21 protein-coding genes are annotated in these 20364 nt (G+C 60.3%); 18 read left to right on the forward strand and 3 right to left on the reverse strand.

From position 1 onward, the window contains the following. Positions 1–10: 10 nt before the first annotated feature. From H567_RS0104965 to H567_RS0105035, 15 genes are all read left to right on the forward strand, one after another. On the forward strand, positions 11–799 hold the full coding sequence (locus tag H567_RS0104965) for a hypothetical protein (RefSeq protein WP_013514522.1): 789 nt from the start codon (positions 11–13) through the stop codon (positions 797–799). Then, on the forward strand, positions 789–2891 hold the full coding sequence (locus H567_RS0104970) for a 7-cyano-7-deazaguanine synthase (RefSeq protein WP_028320560.1): 2103 nt from the start codon (positions 789–791) through the stop codon (positions 2889–2891). Before H567_RS0104965 ends, H567_RS0104970 begins: the two co-directional genes overlap by 11 nt. 173 nt (positions 2892–3064) lie before the next feature. After that, positions 3065–3391 carry a hypothetical protein gene (locus H567_RS0104975; protein ID WP_028320561.1) on the forward strand — a complete coding sequence of 109 codons (327 nt, stop codon included), beginning with the start codon at positions 3065–3067 and terminating at the stop codon, positions 3389–3391. A 195-nt stretch (positions 3392–3586) separates the two neighbouring features. Further along, a complete protein-coding gene (locus H567_RS0104980) occupies positions 3587–4171 on the forward strand; it encodes a sigma-70 family RNA polymerase sigma factor (protein WP_028320562.1) in 585 nt (194 codons plus the stop codon). Between the two features lie 104 nt (positions 4172–4275). After that, positions 4276–4614, forward strand: coding sequence for a hypothetical protein (locus H567_RS0104985; protein WP_028320563.1), 339 nt, complete (start codon positions 4276–4278; stop codon positions 4612–4614). Continuing rightward, positions 4611–5627 carry a PD-(D/E)XK nuclease family protein gene (locus H567_RS0104990; protein ID WP_028320564.1) on the forward strand — a complete coding sequence of 339 codons (1017 nt, stop codon included), beginning with the start codon at positions 4611–4613 and terminating at the stop codon, positions 5625–5627. Before H567_RS0104985 ends, H567_RS0104990 begins: the two co-directional genes overlap by 4 nt. Before the next feature lie 26 nt (positions 5628–5653). Further along, positions 5654–6424: an ATP-binding protein gene (locus tag H567_RS0104995; RefSeq protein ID WP_022661692.1), complete on the forward strand. Its 771-nt coding sequence runs from the start codon at positions 5654–5656 to the stop codon at positions 6422–6424. A 12-nt stretch (positions 6425–6436) separates the two neighbouring features. Beyond that, positions 6437–6910 carry a DUF669 domain-containing protein gene (locus tag H567_RS0105000; protein ID WP_011367844.1) on the forward strand — a complete coding sequence of 158 codons (474 nt, stop codon included), beginning with the start codon at positions 6437–6439 and terminating at the stop codon, positions 6908–6910. Beyond that, positions 6910–7392 (forward strand): ERCC4 domain-containing protein, encoded by a 483-nt coding sequence (locus H567_RS0105005; protein WP_013258639.1) that lies wholly within the window; start codon positions 6910–6912, stop codon positions 7390–7392. Before H567_RS0105000 ends, H567_RS0105005 begins: the two co-directional genes overlap by 1 nt. After that, positions 7344–9572, forward strand: a complete 2229-nt coding sequence (recD2, locus tag H567_RS0105010; RefSeq protein WP_028320565.1) for an SF1B family DNA helicase RecD2 — start codon at positions 7344–7346, stop codon at positions 9570–9572. The genes H567_RS0105005 and recD2 overlap by 49 nt, the downstream gene beginning before the upstream one ends. Beyond that, positions 9569–12880 carry a CHC2 zinc finger domain-containing protein gene (locus tag H567_RS0105015; RefSeq protein WP_028320566.1) on the forward strand — a complete coding sequence of 1104 codons (3312 nt, stop codon included), beginning with the start codon at positions 9569–9571 and terminating at the stop codon, positions 12878–12880. The genes recD2 and H567_RS0105015 overlap by 4 nt, the downstream gene beginning before the upstream one ends. 214 nt (positions 12881–13094) lie before the next feature. After that, entirely contained in the window at positions 13095–13928 is an 834-nt protein-coding gene (locus H567_RS0105020) for a class I SAM-dependent methyltransferase (RefSeq protein ID WP_028320567.1), read from the forward strand. Positions 13929–14431: 503 nt separating this feature from the next. After that, positions 14432–15202 carry a hypothetical protein gene (locus H567_RS0105025; protein ID WP_028320568.1) on the forward strand — a complete coding sequence of 257 codons (771 nt, stop codon included), beginning with the start codon at positions 14432–14434 and terminating at the stop codon, positions 15200–15202. A 3-nt stretch (positions 15203–15205) separates the two neighbouring features. Then, complete coding sequence (locus tag H567_RS23200; protein WP_051184503.1) at positions 15206–15445, forward strand: hypothetical protein; 240 nt, start codon at positions 15206–15208, stop codon at positions 15443–15445. A gap of 130 nt (positions 15446–15575) precedes the next feature. Then, the gene (locus H567_RS0105035; RefSeq protein ID WP_013219077.1) at positions 15576–16076 is read left to right on the forward strand and encodes a hypothetical protein; all 501 of its coding nucleotides are present in this window, start codon (positions 15576–15578) and stop codon (positions 16074–16076) included. Positions 16077–16589: 513 nt separating this feature from the next. Here the strand turns inward: H567_RS0105035 and H567_RS0105040 are convergent. Genes H567_RS0105040 through H567_RS0105050 form a run of 3 tightly spaced genes read right to left on the reverse strand, consistent with a single transcriptional unit; the run spans position 16590 to position 18087 of the window. Next, positions 16590–17504, reverse strand: a complete 915-nt coding sequence (locus H567_RS0105040) for a tyrosine-type recombinase/integrase (protein ID WP_028320569.1) — start codon at positions 17502–17504, stop codon at positions 16590–16592. Beyond that, entirely contained in the window at positions 17485–17859 is a 375-nt protein-coding gene (locus H567_RS0105045) for a hypothetical protein (RefSeq protein ID WP_028320570.1), read from the reverse strand. Before H567_RS0105045 ends, H567_RS0105040 begins: the two co-directional genes overlap by 20 nt. Before the next feature lie 33 nt (positions 17860–17892). Then, entirely contained in the window at positions 17893–18087 is a 195-nt protein-coding gene (locus tag H567_RS0105050) for a hypothetical protein (protein ID WP_011366959.1), read from the reverse strand. 140 nt (positions 18088–18227) lie between these two features. Here H567_RS0105050 and H567_RS0105055 point away from each other — a divergent pair, with 140 nt between their 5' ends. Genes H567_RS0105055 through H567_RS0105065 form a run of 3 tightly spaced genes read left to right on the forward strand, consistent with a single transcriptional unit; the run spans position 18228 to position 20298 of the window. Continuing rightward, the gene (locus H567_RS0105055; RefSeq protein ID WP_028320571.1) at positions 18228–18500 is read left to right on the forward strand and encodes a hypothetical protein; all 273 of its coding nucleotides are present in this window, start codon (positions 18228–18230) and stop codon (positions 18498–18500) included. Next, positions 18497–18775 (forward strand): hypothetical protein, encoded by a 279-nt coding sequence (locus H567_RS0105060; protein ID WP_028320572.1) that lies wholly within the window; start codon positions 18497–18499, stop codon positions 18773–18775. The genes H567_RS0105055 and H567_RS0105060 overlap by 4 nt, the downstream gene beginning before the upstream one ends. A 50-nt stretch (positions 18776–18825) precedes the next feature. Next, positions 18826–20298, forward strand: coding sequence for a terminase large subunit domain-containing protein (locus H567_RS0105065; protein WP_208598325.1), 1473 nt, complete (start codon positions 18826–18828; stop codon positions 20296–20298). Positions 20299–20364: the final 66 nt, after the last annotated feature.

The following is a 20364-nucleotide window of genomic DNA, read 5'->3' on the forward strand; positions in this document are numbered from 1 at the left end:
GGAGATCGACATGGGGCACGTCAGACTTGGAAGCCTTCCGAGGTCGAGGGCATGGAAAGAGGTGGTCGGCCTGATCACGGCCGGTGCCGACGTGTCCCAAATCGCAAACGCAACAATCCGGGCAGCCGATAAAGCATTCACCTTCGTGCTCAACGATGAGGGGTTCACCGAGGCGGTCTGGTTGATGACGCAGCTCGCCATTGCCGCAAAAAAGGAGAACCTCGGCGAGCATCTCCAATCCCTCGGCGTCAACCTGCCGCAGGATACATCCCTTCCCGATCTTGCCGCCGCAGTCTCCGAGGCCCTGGATAACAAATTGGAGTCCAACGGTGGCCGATCCGACCTCGGTGAAATGTCTCAGCGTGCATTGGTCGGAGCCCTGGTAGAGCACATCTCACCGAAACTGCCGTCTCTCTTCGCCCCCGGGCCAGATGATGTTCGGGCCGCACTGGCAGCGCTCGGGAAAAAGCGGGAGTTCGGAGAGCTGTCGCGGACTTTCTTCGCCAAGCTGACCAACGAGAGCATGAACTACTTCCTCTCAAAAACGCTGGCTACCCATCTGGGTGAGGGCCAGCGCTTTGCCACCATGAATGAAATGGGACAATTCGAGAAGGCTCTGAACACGCACTGTAAAGAGGCGTCCCTGATCGTCGAGCAGTTTTCAGCAGATTGGTTTTCGAAGCACAGGTACGAAGAAGGTGGTGACATCTCCAGGGAGTCTTCCAATGGCTTCGCCTCTTACGCGCTGAAAAAGATGAAGGACGAGCTAAAAGAAGGAGCGCGAGCCGATGCAAGATAAACGATATATCATCTGTGGGAACGCACCGACTGATGGGATTGAAGAAAATCCTGACCGTGATCTGCGCCTGCGTCTTTGGGGTAAGGATGGGCCGGACAAGATCACCCTACGCATTGAAGACATCCACAAAAAGATGAGCAAGGACGTGCCTGATTCTTTCCAGGATCTGCTCGAAATCGCCACCTACGTTTACAGTGCCGATCAGGCCATCCCACGAGGGGCCGACGACGTCGATTCTTTTGGCCATGGCTGGCGCAGGGATCTGCACTTCATCATCCCGGTGCGGAAGCCAGATTTTTGGAACGGAGACGATATCCACCAGGCGCTGCGCTCCACGCTTGGTTTCTTGTCTGATGACAACTATCACTTCGAGTTCGTCAAACTGAAAGAGGCTCAGGCATTCCAGGGATATCTGAAATTTGATGATGACGGACGGCTCTTCGGCTATCCGGAACAGGTAGTGATGTTTTCAGGTGGGCTGGACTCGCTGGCGGGAGCCATCGATGAAGTTCTGAATGAAAAACACAAGGTCGTCCTTGTTACCCACAAGTCGACACCGAAGCTCAACACGCGCCACCGGCGACTGGAAAAGATGATTGCCGACAAGGCTGGGGAAAACGCCCCGCTACACATCGGCGTCCGGGTCAACAAGAACAAGGGGCTGAACTACGAGTACACCCAGCGCAGCCGATCCTTCCTCTATGTGTCTATCGGGGCGACCATCGCAAAAATGCTCAATCTGAAAAGCGTCCGTTTTTACGAAAACGGGGTCATCAGTTTGAATCTGCCGGTCTGCGCTCAGGTAGTCGGAGGCCGGGCAACACGCACCACCCACCCCAGGGTGATCCGAGGCTTTCAGGAAATCATCAGCCTGGTGGCTGGCGAACCGTTCACGATTGAGAATCCCTACATCTGGAAAACCAAGGCCGGTGTTATCGAGGTGATCACCAAGGCCGGATGCCAGGACATGATCGCGGCATCGACCACCTGCACCCATACCTGGGAGATGACCAATCACCATACGCATTGCGGAACGTGTTCGCAGTGCATCGACAGGCGTTTTGCCATGATTGCGGCAAAAGCGGATCAGCATGACCCCGTGGAAGCCTATAAGGCCGATATCTTCACCCAAAGCAGAAGCAAGGACGAGGACAAGATCATGGCTGCCGCGTACCTGGAGCGAGCCAACCAGGTCCGTGATCAGGATGACATCACCCAGTTTATCGCTCGATTCAGCGAGGTCAGTCGGGTCTTCCGCTACTTGAATGGGAACCCCGGAAGCGTGGCCCAGAAGGTCTATGACCTTTACAAACGCCACGCCAAGGAGGTCTGCGAAGCGATGGACACCATGGTCGCCCGCAACATCACGGCCATCCGTCAGCGCACCTTGCCGGGAGACTGCTTGCTTCGGACGGTCTATGAATCGGGATCGGTGATCTCTGTCCCAGCTATTCCGGTCGAGCAGAAGCAGCCGGACAACTACTTCAGGAAGCGCGGGGGTGTCTGGGCCGCACGCTTTAACGGCAATGCCGAGGTGCTCGTGACGGGTGTCGACAAAGGAGCCGAGTACATCAACTTCCTTCTGGCGAGGCCCAACAAGGAAACCTCGGTCTACGAGATCGTCTGCGGGTTCGCCATCAATACCTGCAACACGTTTCTGAACTCTGATGAAACCGAAGACGGTTTTCAGGTCACCCAGGGGGTTCCGTTGGGCGATACCGGCTTCGTCGCCGACCGCAAGGCTATCGAGCAGTACCGGGAGGCGGCTCACGATCTTCTTCGAGAAATTGAAGACGCACGAGCAGAAAACAACGATGCCGAGATTCAGCGGCTTGAAGAAGAAATGGCAAAGGTGACCACAGCGATCAACGAGGCTGTTGGCTTGGGTGGCAAACTCCGGAAATCCAACGACAAGCGAAAGAACGTCCGTGACGCCTTCCGGAACGCCGTAAACCGGGCCATCAAGTATCTTGAGAAGTACGACAAGCCGCTGGCTGCCCACCTGAAGGAATCCATCAAGTGCGGCAACGAACCGGTCTACCGGACCGAAGAGGAGATCGTTTGGGAGGTCCGTCCGATAGTCAACGAATGACCCGGGACCACCCAGGAAGAAAAAACTAAAAAAAATTTCCGCTACGCCAAATGTAGCCATTGCGACGCCGGATGTAGCGCCTTCCCCAATGAAGGCGCGATCCGGCGTTTTTTATTGGTCAGCACAGGGTTGGCCACCGGGCGTGCCAGAACTTCCGAACAAGGAGACTGGCAGTGGCACAAGTCAACAAAGCACATCTCACCCCACCGAAGCGGCGACTCATCGAGTTGATGCAGGACATCAACTTCGGCCGCATCTCCAACATTCCGGTCCGCGACGGCGAGCCGGAACTCACCCCTGACACGGTCATCGAGCGCGAGATCAAGCTGGGCGGACAGAGCGGTCCCCGGCCCGAGCGCGACCAGGATGACTTCATCCTCAAGCAAGAGGTCGTGGCGCTGCTGGAGCACCTCGCGCAGATGGGCAGCGGAAAAGTCTGCCTGCTCGAGATCAAGCACGGTCTCCCGTTCCTGATGCGCATCGAGGAACGGGCAGCCTGAACACGTAACGACCTGAACCCTTAGACACTGGACAACAAGCTGGACGCATGGCGGAGGCTGTTGTGGGTGTCGCCGAGCCGAATACGGCAATTGGCGGCGTACCTGCGACCCCTTCGCCCACGCGACAGCTTTGTCCTGTGATCTGGCCCGTGCCGACACCCACGCGGACCTCCTCCTCGCTCCGAGGAGGCCCCGATGGTTTCACAGAATTCTTACGACGGCATCGACAAGTATGCCGCCGACCTGATTCGGCACAAAGCACGTCAACTCGTAGGCAAGGCCGGATTCACCGAGGACGACAGACCCGACCTCGAACAGGAACTGATGATCGATCTGCTGCAGCGGATGCGGCATTTCAATCCAGCCAAGGCCAAGAAGACCACCTTCATGGCCCGAATCGTCGAACGTCACATCTCCACCATCCTGGAGGCCCGTTTCGCCCAATGCCGGGACTGGCGGCTCTGCCAAACCTCACTCAACGAACCCCTCGACAACTGCGAAGGCGACACCACCGAACGGATCGACTTCCTGGACAGCGAGGGCTCCCTGGGAAGCGGCACCCGCGAGACAAGGGAGCGTCTCGCCCATGAGATCCGCATGGATCTCGACCGGGCCATCGCCTCGCTACCGGAGGAGCTCCGGGATCTGTGCGTGCGCCTACACGACAGCACCATGGCCGAAATCGCCCGGGAAATGGGCATTCCCAGAACCACCCTCTACGACCGGCTGAGCAAGCTGCGGGAGGCGTTCATCGAGGCTGGCCTGACGGACTACCTGTGATCTCCGACGCATCGACTCCGGCTCCGGTAAGTAAGCACCGTGCCGCATGGTGCGGCTATCCGGGGCCTCGGAAATCAGAACCTGAACAAAAGAGGAGTTCAACCATGACTCACGACACCTACAAGTACCGTTTTGACGAGTCGGTCCCGGCCCAGGAACTGGAAGACACTTTCATGCTGGCGATGCTGGCTGTCGAAAGCCTGCATGGCCGTTCCCGTGTGCGGATGGAGAGCCGGTTCAATCTGGACAAGGCCCGACGCACCTGCGTGATCGACGCCTCCACCGATGTCGGCAGCGACCTCGCCCGCATCTTCACCGGCTTCGCCACCAAGGAATACGGCGAACGCTCGGTCCTGATCGAACGTACCCAGCCGTCGGGTTGCGCCTGTGCCTCAAAGCATCGCGCAGCGCCCGCCGCTGCCGAAGCGGGGGTGGCGGTATGAGCGAGCTGATGACCACCACCTATTCCATGTGGCGGCTGTTCCGCAACTGCCGCATGGCCTGCAAGTGGCGCTATATCGACGAGCTGGTACCACTCGAGCGCGACCCCAATCTGGCCTTCGGCTCGGTCATTCACGACTGCCTGGAGTGCTGGCACGGCGAGCGGGATCTGGCCAAGGTCCTCGACCACATCGACCGGACATATCCGAACCGGGCGCAGGACGATCATCAACAGGCCGACTGGCATCTCGCCCGAGCCATGATGAGCGCCTATGCGGAACACTACCCGGCCGAAGAATTCGAGGTCGTCGCGCTCGAAAAGACCTTCGAAGGTCCCATCGTCAACCCGGCGACAGGCGCGACCTCGCGCAGTTTCATTCTCGCCGGAAAGGTGGACGGCATCGTCCGTCAAGATGGTCAGTATTTCCTGCTGGAACACAAAACCGCTTCACAGATCGACGCCAGCTACCTGGAGCGGCTGTGGACCGATTTCCAGATCATCCTCTACGCCTGGTACCTGGAGCAGACCCTCGGCATCACGGTCAGCGGCATCATCTACAACGTTCTGGTCAAGGCCAAGCTGCGCCAGGGCAAGGGTGAGACCGAGGCCGAATTCGAGGCCCGCCGGGCGGAGCTGATCGCCAAGTCGAAAACCGGCAAGAGCAGCGCCAAGCGCAAGCTGCCGGAGGACGACGACACCTTCCAGCAGCGGCTCCAGGAGAAGTACCTCGAGCCGGGCATGTTCCATCGCGAGGTGCTCTACATCTCCCGCGACCAGTTCGAGGAACTGCGGGCGGAGCTGTGGGAGCTCTCCAAGGCCATGCTCGACGCCCGTCGGCGCAACATCTTCTACCGCAACACCAGCTACTGCTTCCAGTACGGAAGGCCCTGCGCCTACTTCCAGCTCTGCCGCTCGGGCGGCAACCCCAACGTCATTGAAAACCATTTCCAACGGATCGCCCCGCACGAAGAGCTGCGGGACGGAGCCGGTGAAGACGCCGCTCCGGTGTTTTGAAATCCCAACCATAAGGAGACGAAGCCATGCTTCCCAAGACCAAAAGCAAACCCAAACACACGCTCTCGGACCTCACCGCCCTGGTGTACGGCCCGAGCAAGATCGGCAAGAGCACCTGGTGCTCCAAGGCCGATGACGCACTGTTCCTGGCGACCGAGCCGGGCCTGAACGCCCTGGAGGTGTTCCAGACCCCGATCACCTGCTGGGACGACCTTCTGCAGGCCTGCGCGGAAATCGCCGAGGGCAAGCACGAGTTCAAGACCATCGTCGTCGACACGGTGGATAACGCCTACAAGATGTGCTCGGACTATGTCTGCAAGAAATTCAAGATCGAGCACGAGTCCGACCTGGGCTACGGCAAAGGCTACGCGCTGATCAACAACGAGTTCCAGCGCGTCATCAACAAGCTCGCCTTCCTGCCCTATGGGCTGATCCTGATCTCCCACTCCCAGGAGCGGGACATCGAGACCCGGACCGGCAAACACACCCGCATCGTGCCGACGCTTCCGGAGAAGGCGCGGAAGCTGGTCACCGGTCTGGTGGACCTGATCCTGTTCTGCGACCTGGACATGAAAACCGGCGAGGACGGCAAGCCGGTATGGCAGCGCGTGATGCGCACCAAGCCCAGTCCCAACTACGACGCCGGTGACCGCACCGGTCGCCTCCCCGAAGTCATCCCCCTCGATTTTTCGAGCTTCATGAAAGCCTTCAACAACACGGCAGCCGGAGCTGCGGCGAGTGCCGCCCGGCCGAAGCCGGAGCCGACCGCGAGTGCGGCGGCGAAACCTCAACAGTAAGGAGATCCGACCATGGAACACTACGAAAACCAGTCCAACAGCAACCTCGACCTGGCGCAGTTCGACGACGCCTTCGAAACCGCCGAAGTCGAGGAACGCGAGTTCGAGGCCGTCCCCGACGGCAAGTACCAGGTCAACGTCGACCGGGTCGAATTGACCCGCGCCCAGACCTCGGGAAACCCCATGCTCAAGTGGACCCTGCGCATTCTCGCGCCGACCCACAAGGGCCGTCTGCTTTGGCGCAACAACGTCATGGCCAGCAACGAGAACATCAAGTGGCTCAAGCAGGACCTCTACACCTGCGGGCTGCAGCTTCAGAAGCTCTCCGATCTGCCGGGCCACCTCGAGCAGCTTCTCAACATCAAGCTGGAGGTGACCAAGCGCACTCGCGGTGAAAACGAGAACATTTACTTCAACCGTCGCATTGTCATGGCCGACGATGCCGGGGCTCCCGGCGCGGCGATGGACGACATGATCCCGTTCTGATGATGGACCGGATCACCGTTGTCGTCGACACCCGCGAACAGGAGCCCTACAGCTTCGATAGCGACAAGGTTTCGGCGGTTCGCAAGGCGCTGCCCGCCGGTGATTACTCGCTGGTCGGCCTCGAGGAACGGGTGGCGGTGGAGCGCAAATCCCTGACGGATTTCGTCTCCACCGTCATCCGGGGGCGAAAGCGGTTTCACCGCGAGCTGGAAAAGCTCTCAGCCTACGAGTCCGCCTGCGTGGTTGTCGAATGCAACTTTCGCGATCTGGTCGATGGCCGCTACCGCAGCGATGCCCACCCGCATGCGCTGATCGGAACGGTCGCCTCCATCGTCGTCGACTTCGGTGTCCCCGTCTACTTCTGCTCGGACCGGCAGGCCGCCTGCCGTTTTGTCGAGGAGTACCTGACACGTTTTCACCGGAGGATCGCGAGATGCCAAAAAGAAATGAGAGTAACCCGGCGCGACTCCGGGGAAGAATAGAGCGCGTTTACTATGCCGGACCCAAGTTCTCCGCAGGCCGACTGCTCACCCCGACCGGTGAGGAAGTCCAGTTCGCGGGCAATTTGTTCGCCCGGGAAAATCAGCCTGTGGTCCTGCTCGGGTCGTGGGCCACCCATCCCAAATACGGCCGTCAGTTCAAGGTCGACGGGATGGAGCACGACCTCGAACTCGATCCGGAGGGGCTGATCCACTATCTGGCCAACCATCCGGAGATCAAGGGCATTGGTCCGGCTAAGGCCAGATTGATCGTCGAGAGTTTCGGCGACGCCTTTGAAGAAACCCTTCTGAATGACCCCGAGCGCATCGCGCTCAAAGCCCGGCTGCCCTTGAATGCTGCCCGGCGGCTGCGTGACGAATGGTTGAAGAACCGCAGCGTCAACGCCGTCATGGCATGGTTGTCGGCATTCGGACTGACCCATCATCAGGTCACCACTCTGGTCGAAAGACTGGGCGGCAACTGCCTCGATATTCTGAAGGAAGACCCGTATATCCTCATTCGGGAGATCCGGGGATTCGGCTTCAAGAAGGTCGACAAGATCGCCCGCAAGCTTGGCACCCCCAAGGACCACACCCCTCGTATCCGGGCCGGGTTGAATTTCTGCGTCCGTGAAGCCCTGGACAATGGTCACTGCTGGATCGAATACGAGGATCTGGTCGACCAGGCCAATCTGCTGCTGGTCATGGATGCCCTGGACAGCCGGGTCCGTATCGAGAGCGCCCTCGACGCGCTCATCGAAGAACAGGCGCTTTCCTGCGATTCCCACGGCGGACGTTTCGTGGTCGCTCTGCCGGAGATCGTCCGCATGGAGCGGGAGCTGGCCGCGCTGTTCGGCCAGGCCGAAACACCCAACCCGCATTTCCAGTCCGTCAAGAAACTCGATGCCCTGATTCGGCGCTGCGCATCAACGCTGAACGATAAGCAGCTCGAAGCGGTGCGCTCGGCCCTCCAGCACAGCATCAGCCTGATTTCGGGTGGAGCCGGTTCGGGCAAGAGCTACACCATTTCGGTCATCAACACCATCTGCGAGGAGAGCGATCTGGAGGTCGTGCTCGCCGCGCCGACCGGCAAGGCGGCCAAGCGCCTGGAGGAAGTCAGCGGTCGCAGCGGCACCACCATCCACCGTCTGCTCGGCTATGACGGCAAGGGTTTCTCGCGTAGCAAGGAGAACCCCATCGATGCCGATGTCCTGGTGGTCGACGAGTTTTCGATGGTCGATGTGCCGTTGGCTTGGCACCTGTTCGAGGCGGTCGATCTGTCGCGGACCACGGTGCTGCTGGTCGGGGACCACAACCAGCTTCCGCCGGTGGGACCAGGGAACATCCTGCGCGATCTGATCCAGACACGCGCCATCCCCACGGTCATCCTCGACAAGGTCGTGCGCCAGGCTGGCGTCCTCAAGGAGAACTGCACCGCCGTTCTCAAGGGCGAGATGCGCAAGACCAGCGAGGCGTCGGTGGGCGGATGTCGGGATTGGTATCTGGTGGATCAGTTCACCGACCCGATGGCGGCACGCTCGTTCCTGCTGGAGTTGTTTCAGGAGCGGCTCGATGCCTTGGGTTTCGACATCATCAAGGACGTGCAGGTGCTGACGCCGACCCACAAGGGGCCGCTCGGCACCAAGGAATTGAACGAGGAACTGCAGAGGCTCATCCAGCGCAAGCTCTGGAACACCGAGGTGCCGCCGGTCGCCATGGGCCGCCGCGCTCCGTTTCTCAAGCACGACAAGGTCATCCAGACCAGGAACAACTACGACCTGAACGTGATGAACGGTGCCATCGGCTATGTGGTCGATGTCCTCGCGAACGGCACTCTGGTCATCGACTTTGACGGCATGCCGGTGGAACTGGAGAAAGGGTCGCCCGACCTGCAGGACCTGCAACTCGCCTATGCGCTCACCATCCACAAAACTCAGGGTTCCGAGTTCCCCTGCGCCGTGGTGGTGGTTCACAAGGCGCATTCCTTCATGCACCACCGCAATCTGCTCTACACCGGGGTGACCCGCGCCCGGCGCACCGCCATTGTTCTGGGTGATCACTGGGGCATTCAAAACTGCGCCAAGCGATGCCAGGTGGACGACCGCCGGACCTTCCTGCCCCTGTTTCTGGACGCCGCCCAGCACGCGGATGCCGATTTCGCTCGTGTCGCGGAGGCCGAATGAGCATGGGCGGAACGGATAACGTCAGGGAGTATTACCGGCTCGTCACCGAGATGGACATCGGTGACGTGGCCCGGGAACTCCTGCCGGGACGGATCACCCAGGAGACCGGCCAGCGCTTGATGTGCGACTGCCCCAACCATCAGAGCCAGTCGCGCCTGTCTCTGCACGTGATGCTCGACAAGCAGGGCTGGTACTGCTTCGGCTGCGGGGTCGGCGGCGACGTCCTGCAGCTCGTGGAGTTCATTCAGACGGGCTCGGTAACCACCGGACAATCCGGTCCGATGCCGGACAGCCACCGTCAAGCCCGGGACTATCTCGCCAAGAAGGCGGGCTTGCCGCCGCTGTCGCGCTATGGCCTCAGCCAGGAGCGTCTGGCCCAGACGGAAGCCGACCGCGCCTTTGAGCTGCGGGTCAAGGACGCGCTGACGGCGCTGGCCAAGCTTTACCACGCCAAGCTCAAGGATTCGCCGGAGGTCCTCGACTGGCTGAAATCCAAATATGCCCTGAGCGAGGAGACCATCGACGATCTCCTGATCGGCTACGCGGACAATGCGTCCGGCGCGGTCGCCCAACTGACCGGGGGTGAAGACGGCTTCTCCAAGCGAGAGCTCGCCGCCACCGGCGCTTTCAGGCCCACCAGCCAGGACGGCCTGACGCCATTCTTCGAGCGCCGGATCGTCTTTCCCTACTGGAGCCGTGGCCGGGTGGTATTCATGATCGGCCGCAAGACGCCGTGGACCCCGGACGTTGGCTGGGAGCAAGGGAAATACAAGAAACTGCCGGTTCACGACGAGCACCAGCGGCCCTACGTCGCCGACTTCATCAACAACGCGCTGCTGTTCAACGAGGACTGTCTGCTGGCCAGGCCCGGCAAGGTAATCATCACCGAGGGGGTGACCGATTGCCTGGCGCTGATGCAACTGGGCCTGCCCACTGTATCTCCGGTCACCGTCCGCATCCGGTCCGCCGATTGGGAGCGCCTGATCCCCAAGCTGCGCGGCGTCGAAACCGTCTACATCTGCCAGGACAACGAACTCTCCCAGGCCGGTCTCAAAGGGGCGCTGCAAACCGCCCGCACCCTGGCCGAACACAAAATCGACACGCGCCTGGTGACGCTGCCCTTGTCAGAGACACAGATCTCGGCCCGGCAGGAGCTGACCGAACGCTTCGGCCTGACGGCGAGCGTGGGGCCGAAGGAGCTGGCCAAGCTGCTGACAGGACGTCCCGCCGAGGAAGTCCGGGCGGCCGAGGCGCTTCTCGCCACCGCCAAGATCGACGTCAACGATTACATTGCCGCTGGGCATACCCTGGAGGATTTCGAGCGCCTGCTCGCCGAGGCCAGCACGCCCATCGAGTTCGGTGTTCGCTCACTGCCCGAGGACGCTGAAGAGGAGGAACGCAACCGCCTGCTCGAACCGATCCTTGGGGAAATTTCCGAGCAGTCTCCGCTGGAACAGGCCCGTCTGCTGAAGCTGGTGCAGGAGCGCATCGGCGGTGGTGTTTCCATGGCCACCCTGAAGGAGCAGATCCGCGCCATCCAGAAGGATCGCAAGGTCGAGTTCCGTAACGAAAAGAAAAAGGCCAAGCGGATGTCCGGCGCGATGCCCGGATCATGTCGCGCCCGGGTCGACGAGGTGCTGATCGACACGGAACTGGAGAACGGCGCTCCCGACTACACCCTGGCCGCCGAGGCCGCTTACGACTGGTTCAACGCCAACGGTGCCCAGTTCTTTCACACACTGCAGGGCGAGCCATTCATGTATTTCGACAACGCCATCTACTGGATGGATTCACCGGACCGGGGCCGCAAGCGCCATTACGCGGCCATGCTCTATAAGCACACGGGCATGGTGCCGACCACGGGCGGCGGACGGACATTTTTCGAGGTGCTGCCCAGCCTGGCCATGATCCGTGGCCAGGTGCGCGACCATTTCTCCTGGCTGCACACCGATGTGGCCTCCTACACCGTCTATTTCAATCTGAACAATCCGGAGCACGAGATCGCCAAGATCACCCCGGACGAGATCCGGATCATGAAGAACGGCGGTAACGACGACGGCATCATCCTGGACGGCTCGCGCAAGATGAAGCCGCTGAAATTTCTGCCCGACGCCGATCTCGAAGAGGCGGACCGGCTCCTGGTCGATCTGCTGGTGGGCAACATGACCTGCCCGCAGGGGGATCGCTTTCTCATCCTTTCCTGGCTCTCCTGTTTCCTGTTGATCGACTTCGCCGGGACGCGGCCCATGACCCGTTTCGAGGGCTCGGCCGGATCGGGCAAGACCACCGCCAGCAAGATCACGTCGACGCTGCTTTACGGCGAGCCCCAGCATAAGAAGGCCACCGACGCGGCGAACTACACCGATGGCTCGCAGAACCCGCTCATCGTCCTCGACAACATCGAGGTCAAGCAGATGACCGAGGATCTGACCACCTTCATGCTGACCAGCATCACCGGCATCGCCAAGGAAAAACGCAAGAGCGGCACCGACAGCGAGACCATCACCGAGCGGACCAAATGCCTGCTGAACACCACCGGCATCGAACCGCTGTGCGGGGAGCTTTCGGAGATCCTGTCGAGGTCCTTCGTCATCAACTTCGACCTCGCCAACCAGGCCAGCGACTGCTTTCTGGAATCGGAGGTCATCTCCGCCATCCAGCAGAACCGGGATCTGATCATCTCGGCCATCATGAAGCGGACCAGCCATGTGCTGGCGATGATCCGGGACGGAGCCCAGAAACAGGTCATGCGCCTGCTGCACCGAACCATGCCGACTCATGGCAAGCGCCGGTGCAACGACTATCTGAGCCTGATGTATCTGATGATGCTGGCCGGGTCCGAGGATCACGAAGTGACTACCGGGCTCGAGGATCTGAGCCCGCTGTTCATCGAGCAGATCCATTCCATCAACGACACCAGCCAGGAGATGGCGCGGGAGTCGAACCCCATAGCAACGGCGTTGGCGTCGCTCTTCCACGCCTACCGAAACGCGGTGGAACTGGACGAGAAGGCCCGCTACGGCGAGGACGACAGGGCAAACCACGTGGTGGGGTTCATCGAACGCTATCAGGTGAGGTTCGAGAACGAGAACACCATGGAGCCGGTGTCGGCGGGACGGCTGCTCGCGGCGCTGCGCAGGGTCGGCCGGGAATTCAACCTCGAGTTCGAATACAAGAAGCCCGCCCAGCTCGGTCGGCGCATCAGCAACGACCTGGACGTCATCCGGGACGCAGGGTTCGACATCGACCGGCAGCGCAACGCCCACACCAAGAACTTCGAGTATCGAGTCAGCCGCAGAGGTATTTAAAGAACATTCTGGAAAAAATGTCTCTTGATTTGAGAGGTTACGGAGCGTATATTATACCCGTTATGAAATAACCATCCCTCATTTTCATCCAGTCGAAGCCGCTTAATGGCGGGTTCGACACTCTTGTGTCGCAGAGGCCCGTCCGCGTGATGTTGACGTTTGCTCAAAATCAACACCTCACAAGTTTAAGAGCCAAAGGCTCTGAGGGATTGTTATGTATAAAACATTGCACGAGTTCACCCAACGCCCCGCTCCGCATTCGCGGTTCACAGCTAAAGAACTCTGGACCCGACCTCACCTTGCCCGCCAGATGCTTCAGTTTCATTTGGATCAAAGCACAGAGCTCGCGTCGAGACCGCTAACGGCCATCGATTCGATTATCGAATGGCTTGATCGCAAAATTTCACTTGAAGGCAAAAATCTATGCGATCTTGGCTGCGGTCCCGGGCTATACGCCACACGTTTTGCTGAGCGAGGAGCGAATGTAACCGGTGTCGATTTTTCATGCCATACATTGGATTACGCTGTCGCAGAGGCAACCCGTACCGGCAAGCTAATTCGTTACCTTCACGCAGACTACCTTGCGGACAGTCTCCCCACCGGTTTTGATGTTGTCACTCTGATTTACTATGACTACTGTGCCCTTTCTTCAGACCACCGAAAGAGTCTATTAGCAAAAATACACGACATGCTGAAGCCGGGCGGGAAGGTTGTCCTCGATGTCGTAGGGATGGGAAGTTTTGCCGCTAAACACGAGGGGACGATTGTCGAAAGCAATCTGATGGGAGGCTTCTGGGCCGAGGGAGACTACGTCGGGATACAGCGGACAATACTGTATCCCGATGAGGCATTGTCCTTGGACCGTATACTGATTATTGAACCAACTGAAAGTTGGCAAATATTCAACTGGTTTCAGTATTACACCCCGGAGCGTCTATCAGAGGAATTAGGCGAAGCAGGGTTCAAAATCGACACCTTAATGGGGTCATTGGCTGGAGTTCCTTTGACTGATGACAGTGAATTCATGGGAGTCATAGCAACCAAATAGACAGACAAAGAGTCCCCAGCCGTGTCCGTTGAGGCGCGGTGGGGTTTAATAGCAACTCTTTGAAATTGCTCTCGTCAGTTATTGACCCAACACCATCCAGGACGCTCTCGGGCGTCCTTTTCTTTTGCGGTGGTGCGGTGAACACCGCTGTCCCTTGCGGTGGATGCGGTGGTAAACCCAGAGGTCTCACCCCCTATGGGCTGAAATATTTTTTCTACCTACCAACCCGACATTCCACGCCACGGAAATTCCGGCCCAGTGTGAGAGACATTTCCCAAATACCACCGCAACCACCGCACTCTATCTTCTCTTTCTTCATAACTATCTAAAAACAAATAACAAACAAAGAACCACCCCCTGCGGTGGGACGAGAAAACCTTCCACCTTACGACCACCGCAGCCACCGCACGTATCCACCGCAGCAGATGGTCTCCGACGGTTTCAGGGCAGCTCCGGTAAGTAACGGGAAAAGCGATTAACCCGTATTTCTGGAGCGTGAAGCCATGAGCCTTCTGAAAACCATGATCAAGCACACCGCCGGAGGGCAGGAAGCCTCGGCCGGAGGTGAAACCCCATCATTACCACCGCAACCACCGCAGCCCGCCATCTATGTCTCCACCGGGCTCATCGTTCACGAGATCGAGGACGCCCGCGACTGGCCTGAAGACCGGGAGATCGACGGCACGCTGTGTCGCCGTCTGTCGCCTGAATACTTTGCCTGGCTACGCTCCCGCATGGTCACCGCCCAAGCCGCGCACAAGGCCGGAAAGCTCCCCGAGGATACCTGGAACACGCTACGGCAGCGATTCAACGCCCTGCAGGAGCTGGCCATCCGGGAGTTCGGCAAGGATAGCCTGCAGGAGGTCCTGCACTCCTTTTCCCCAAAGAACTACCGGCCACCCGCGCTTCGTTCCGAGCCCCAGGATAAACCCGTCGACGTTCCCAGAAAGGACTGGATTTATCCCGGGAACCAAGCTTGGAAATGTAAGCAGCCGGTGACTTCCCAGGCTGTCGCCAAGGTCGACACCATCCGTGAGGAGGCCATGGCCAAGGGCTGGTCCGAGGCACGCCTCTATCAGAACCAGGGTCGGTTTAGGTTTCCCTGCGGCGAGGACTACGGCCTGGTCTGTTTCGTCGATGGCGAACAGGAGATTGGCGAGGTCACCGAGCGTTTTATCGAAATTGTCCACGGGCCGAAGTCCGGGCGTCCCAGCACGCTACGGTTCTACAACCCGGACGTGCCGCAGCCGTGGATGAAGAAAGTGGAGGATTGAGCCGTGAAGAAAAAGAAACGCTACGCCAACGCCAAGGATGTCCTGCCCGAGGAACTCTTCGCGCAGATCCAGAAGCACTACACCGGAATTCTCTGGGTCCCGGCACCGAGCCGCTTCTACCAGGAGCGCCGCGACCTGGTGCTTGCCCTTCATCTGCAGGGGATCAGCAGCCAGGAGATCTCCAACCTCGCTGGAGTGACCACCCGCCGGGTCAACCAGATCATCGCCGCCGAACGAAAATAGGACCGGGACCGACAGTTGGCCGCCGCTTCCGGTAAGTAACCCCTGAACCGGCGGGAGCGCGTTTGGAGGCTAAATCGGCCTCCCGCCCCGCATCCCGGCTTGGGAAAACAATATTCGGCAGGATTTCCACGTGGCACTGAACAAACCGGACAAAGAGACGCTGGACCGCTGGCACCGCAACGAGGGCAAGACCGAACCGCCCCGGCGCGGGCCTGGTGCGCCCGAGGGCAACCAGAACCGGCTGCGTCACGGCATCTTCGCCGACCGCTGTCTGACGCCGGAAGAAAAGGTCATGTTCGACGCGATCATCGACCGCCTCAACCAGGACTTCGAGTTCAACAAATCCAGCGACTTCCTGCAAGTGGAGCTGGTGGGCGTCTACTCGGTCAAGCTGGTCCGCGCCCAGATCGAGGGGAACACCGACGCCGCCGAAAAGCTCGACCGGATGATCCGCTGCCACATGAAGGATCTCAAGACCACCAAGATTGCTCGCGAGGGTGAGGAGCCGAAAGGCCCGCAGACCTCTCCGGCGGAATGGGCGGCGGCACTGCTTGAGAAGGTGGCCGAGGCTGCCAACACCCCGGGCGCGAAACCCTCCGGCCGCAAGAAACACGGAAAGAATTGCGGATAACACCATGGAGGGCTTTTCCGATGACCCCGGCACACGGCGACTTGCGGCAGACAGCTTCACCAGGAATTGCGGATAAGACGTGTTCCTTGCACTTTCGGAATCGGCATTCTCCGGCCGCCGATCATCATTTTCACTCCTCGATTTCCTCCTGCAGTTCTCGATATCCACTTGGCATGTGTGCGCATAAACCGAGCCGCATAAGCCAAGCAGATATTGGCATGTTCACGCCGGAGCTCTCTCACATAACCCAAGTAGATATTGCCATGTGTGTTCTGCGACTGGAGCGCATAAGCCAAGCAGATATTGCCATGTGCGGCCGACAGACAGAGAAGGAGAAATTCCGATCAATCGATATTTCCCGCTCCACCCAGGCGGCTGAGAACCATCGTCATAATCATTCATCATCGGCGGATGTGTTCTTCTGCGGGCACTGTCATTCACTGTCTTCGACACTGTCTAAGCCAACGAAAACAGGAGCAGCCGAGGCCGCTCCCATCGTCGGGTCAGGAAGGATCAGAGGCGTTCGAGGGCTTCCTCGAGCTGGCCGTCCACGAGGTGGGTGTAGATCTGGGTGGTGGACACGTCGCGATGCCCCAATGCCCGCTGCACCACGAGCAGGTCGTTGGTCGCGCCGTAGAGGTGGGTGGCGAATGTATGCCGCAGCCCGTGCGGCGTCAGTTCCTTTTCGATCCCGGCCTTCCGCAGCCAGTGGGCGAGCCGGTTGGCTATCTGCCGCTGGCAGAGTCTGCCGTCCCGGTTCGACAGGAACAGGGCTTCCATTTCTGGGCGGCCGTGTCGACGACGCTCGGCCAGGTAACGGCGCAGCAATGTGCGGAGGTCGGTCTTGATGAACTTGACCTGCGGCACATTCCCCTTGGCCCGCACCCGCAGATGCTTGGCGTCGAGGTCGATGTCATCCATGTCGAGCGCGGCCAGCTCGCCAAGCCTGATCCCGGTGCCCAGCAGCACCTCGATCATGGCGCGGTCGCGCAGCGCGGAGAACTCGGTCCGCCCCTTGAGCTCCTTGAGCAGACGTTTCTTTTCGGCGGCGGTCAGGAAAACCGGCAGCTTTCTCGGCAACCGATGCATGCGGATGGACCGGGCCGGATTGTCATCGACCACGCCAGCCTCGACAGCCCAGGCGAAAAAGGCCCGCACCGCCGCCTTCATCCGATGGAGCGAGGCCGCCGAGCGTGGGCCTCGCTCACTCTCGGTGACCGCATCAGCGGAGAACACCTGGTCGAGGAGCCCGGCCGTGACTTCCCGGCAGACGATGCCCGGGGCCAACTCCCCGGCCACGCGGGCCACCAGGGCGAGATCCCGGCGGTATGCGGCTATGGTCGCCGGGGAGCGTCCTTCGGCCGACAGGCGGGCACAGAACGCCTCCGTTGCGCCCGTCAGGTCGAGGTCAGCCGTTCGGTTGCTCATCGCTGGACTCCTTCACCCGGCTGTGGCCCATGGGCGTGCTCTTGGGCAGCGGCAGTTCCTCGATGCGCCCCGATTCTCTGGCCCAGACCATCATCATGCGGAACACCCGAACGGTCTTGGCGACGGTGCGCTCGGCCCGCTCCTTGCTGTCGGGGAGTTTGAGCAGCAGATCGGATTTGTAGAACTTGCCGACCTGGGGAAGCCGGATCTCGGCGAGCTGGCGATCCGCGCCGAAGAAGGCCTCAACCACGTCGAGGTCCTTCCGGTAGGTGTAGAGGGTCCGCTCTTTCTTTCCGGATTCCCGCAGGTAGCCGATGAAAGCCTCGGCGGCTTGATGCACGGTGCATTCGGTCATGTCGATGTCTCCTTTGTCGGTGGCCCGGTGTGTTCAGGACAGGAACTCGTCCAGCTCCCGCAGCAGTTCCTCGACGTGGCCGAGGGAGCCGACGCTCGCCCAGGTGATGTCCGGCTGCTTCGCGTCCGCTTCGAGCTTGCCGCGAATGCCCTCGATCAGCCGGGCGATGTTCTCCTGCTTTTCTCGGTACGCCTTGAGTGCCTGCTGGCGGTTTCTGTCGTAGGTCATGGCCTGCCTCCGGTTCCGGTTTTCTTTGATGCGGGACCATCCCGCGTCACATCCAATGACGCTTCTATCTCGTTGGAAATCAAGTGTTTGCAGAGATCTTTCTGCATGTACCCCAAACCCATAAACCAAAGGAGATCAACATGTTGAAGAAGACACTCGAATGGACCATCCCGCTGGTCCTGGCCGGGATCATGACCGGCTGCGCCACCTACCGGCCTCCGGCCCAGATCCAGTCGGCAGTGGCCACCGTCAACCGCCACACACCCGAGTATGTGACCGAGGCCAACAAGGCGCTACGCGAGGTCGGCCACCCGGACGCCGAGCGCCTGACCGGTGTCGGCCTGCGCCTGCAGACCGCCGTGGACGCCCTTGACCAGTGGGCCAACGGCACGAACCAGGAGGCAGGCCAATGAAAGAGATTCTTCAGGAGAACAGCGATGCCGTTCGCCAGGCCGGTGAGGCCCTGGTCGAAATCGGCACCGAGCTGGCGGCGGGACGGATCGAGAACGCCCTCGGCCGTCTGGAAGCGGCCCAGCAGCAGTACCGGGCCTGGACGGAGTTGGACCAGGCCATCATCGACATTCAGGAAGCTGTCCACGACCGGAAGAACACCCTGGCCGTGCAGCAAATCCTGACGGAACTGGTGGGCACCATCCTCGGCAACGCCTTGAGGACGGGAATGCACTGATGGCGGTAACCGACAAGGAGCGCAAACTCGCGGCGACCCTGAGCGATCCCGTGTTGTGGGGGCAAGCCTACCTCTACAACCGGGATGGCTCAGGCCGCGACTACTGGCCGCACCAGGTGGAGGACCTGCGCTGCCCGGCCAAGAACATTATCCACCTCGACGGCCGGGACGTGGGCAAGTCCATCGTGCTCTCGACCGACGCGCTCCATTACGCCTTCACCACCCGAGGCGGCCAGGGCCTCATCGCGGCTCCGCACCAGGGGCACCTCGACACCATCATCGAGGAGATCGAGTTCCAGCTCGACAGCAACCCGGATCTGATGAACAGCATCGCCCTGACCAAGTACGGCAAGCCCAAGATCCACCGCAAACCCTATTTCCGACTGGAGTTCACCAACGGTTCGGTGCTCTATTTCCGCCCGGCCGGGGCCTATGGCGACGCCTTTCGTTCGTTGCATGTCGGCCGCGTCTGGGTCGATGAAGGAGCCTGGCTGACCGAACGGGCCTGGAAGGCGCTGCGTCAGTGCCTCAAGGCCGGGGGGACGCTACGCATCTACTCCACGCCCAACGGCCTGCGCGACACCACCTATTACCGGCTCACCTCATCGGAGCAGTTCCATGTATTCCGATGGCCGTCCTGGCTCAACCCCCTGTGGACCGAGGATCGCGAAGCCGAACTGCTGGAGTTCTACGGCGGCCGCGACAGCTCCGGCTGGCAACACGAGGTGGCCGGTGAACACGGCAAGCCTTCCTATGGGGCCTTCAATGTCGAGCAGTTCAACCTCTGTCGGCAGGATCTGCTGGAGTACCAGAAGATCGTCATCACCGATTCCGAGCTGCGCGATTGCGACACCGAGGAAGCGGCCCACGACCGGCTGGAGATGCTGCTCAACCTCACGCCCCGCAGCGGTCAGTTCTGGGTCGGCGGTGACCTGGGCTACACCAACGATCCCACCGAGATCGTCGTATTCCAGGAGATGGAGATCGGAGAGCGGACGCTGCTGAAGATGATCCTGCGCGTTCATCTCGAACACGTTTCCTATCCGCACATCGCCCAGATCATCGCGCTACTGGAGCGTTACTACACCCCGGCGGGCATCGGCGTGGACAACGGCGGCAACGGCTTGGCCGTGGTCCAGGAGCTGCTCACCCTGGACAAGTACAAGGGGCTGGAGCTGGAAGGCAGGCTCAAGGGATACGACTTCGGCGGCATGACCCGGCTGGCGGTCCGCGACGGCAAAGAAGTCAAGAAGCGCACCAAGGAGCTGATGACCAGCCTCATCAACGGAGCCCTACAGCGTAAGCAGGTCATTTTCCCCTCGGACGACCTGGAGGTGGAAGACCAATTCACCACCCACACCTACACCCTGCGGGACGGCAAGATCATCTATTCCAAGGGCAACGACCACATCATCGACGCAGTGCGCTGCGCCATGCTGATCCGGGAGGAAGGCAACCTCGACCCGGTCGGCGAAGAGGTGGTCTCGCTCAAGCCCGTGCTCACCAATCCGATCTTCATCTGATCGCATCCTCCGACGCTTTCCACCCCGCTCCGGTAAGTAACCGGCATCGAGCCGGGTTCGGTCCAC

Origin of the sequence: Desulfatiglans anilini DSM 4660 (assembly GCF_000422285.1) — a bacterium.
In the GTDB taxonomy this organism is placed as follows: domain Bacteria; phylum Desulfobacterota; class DSM-4660; order Desulfatiglandales; family Desulfatiglandaceae; genus Desulfatiglans; species Desulfatiglans anilini.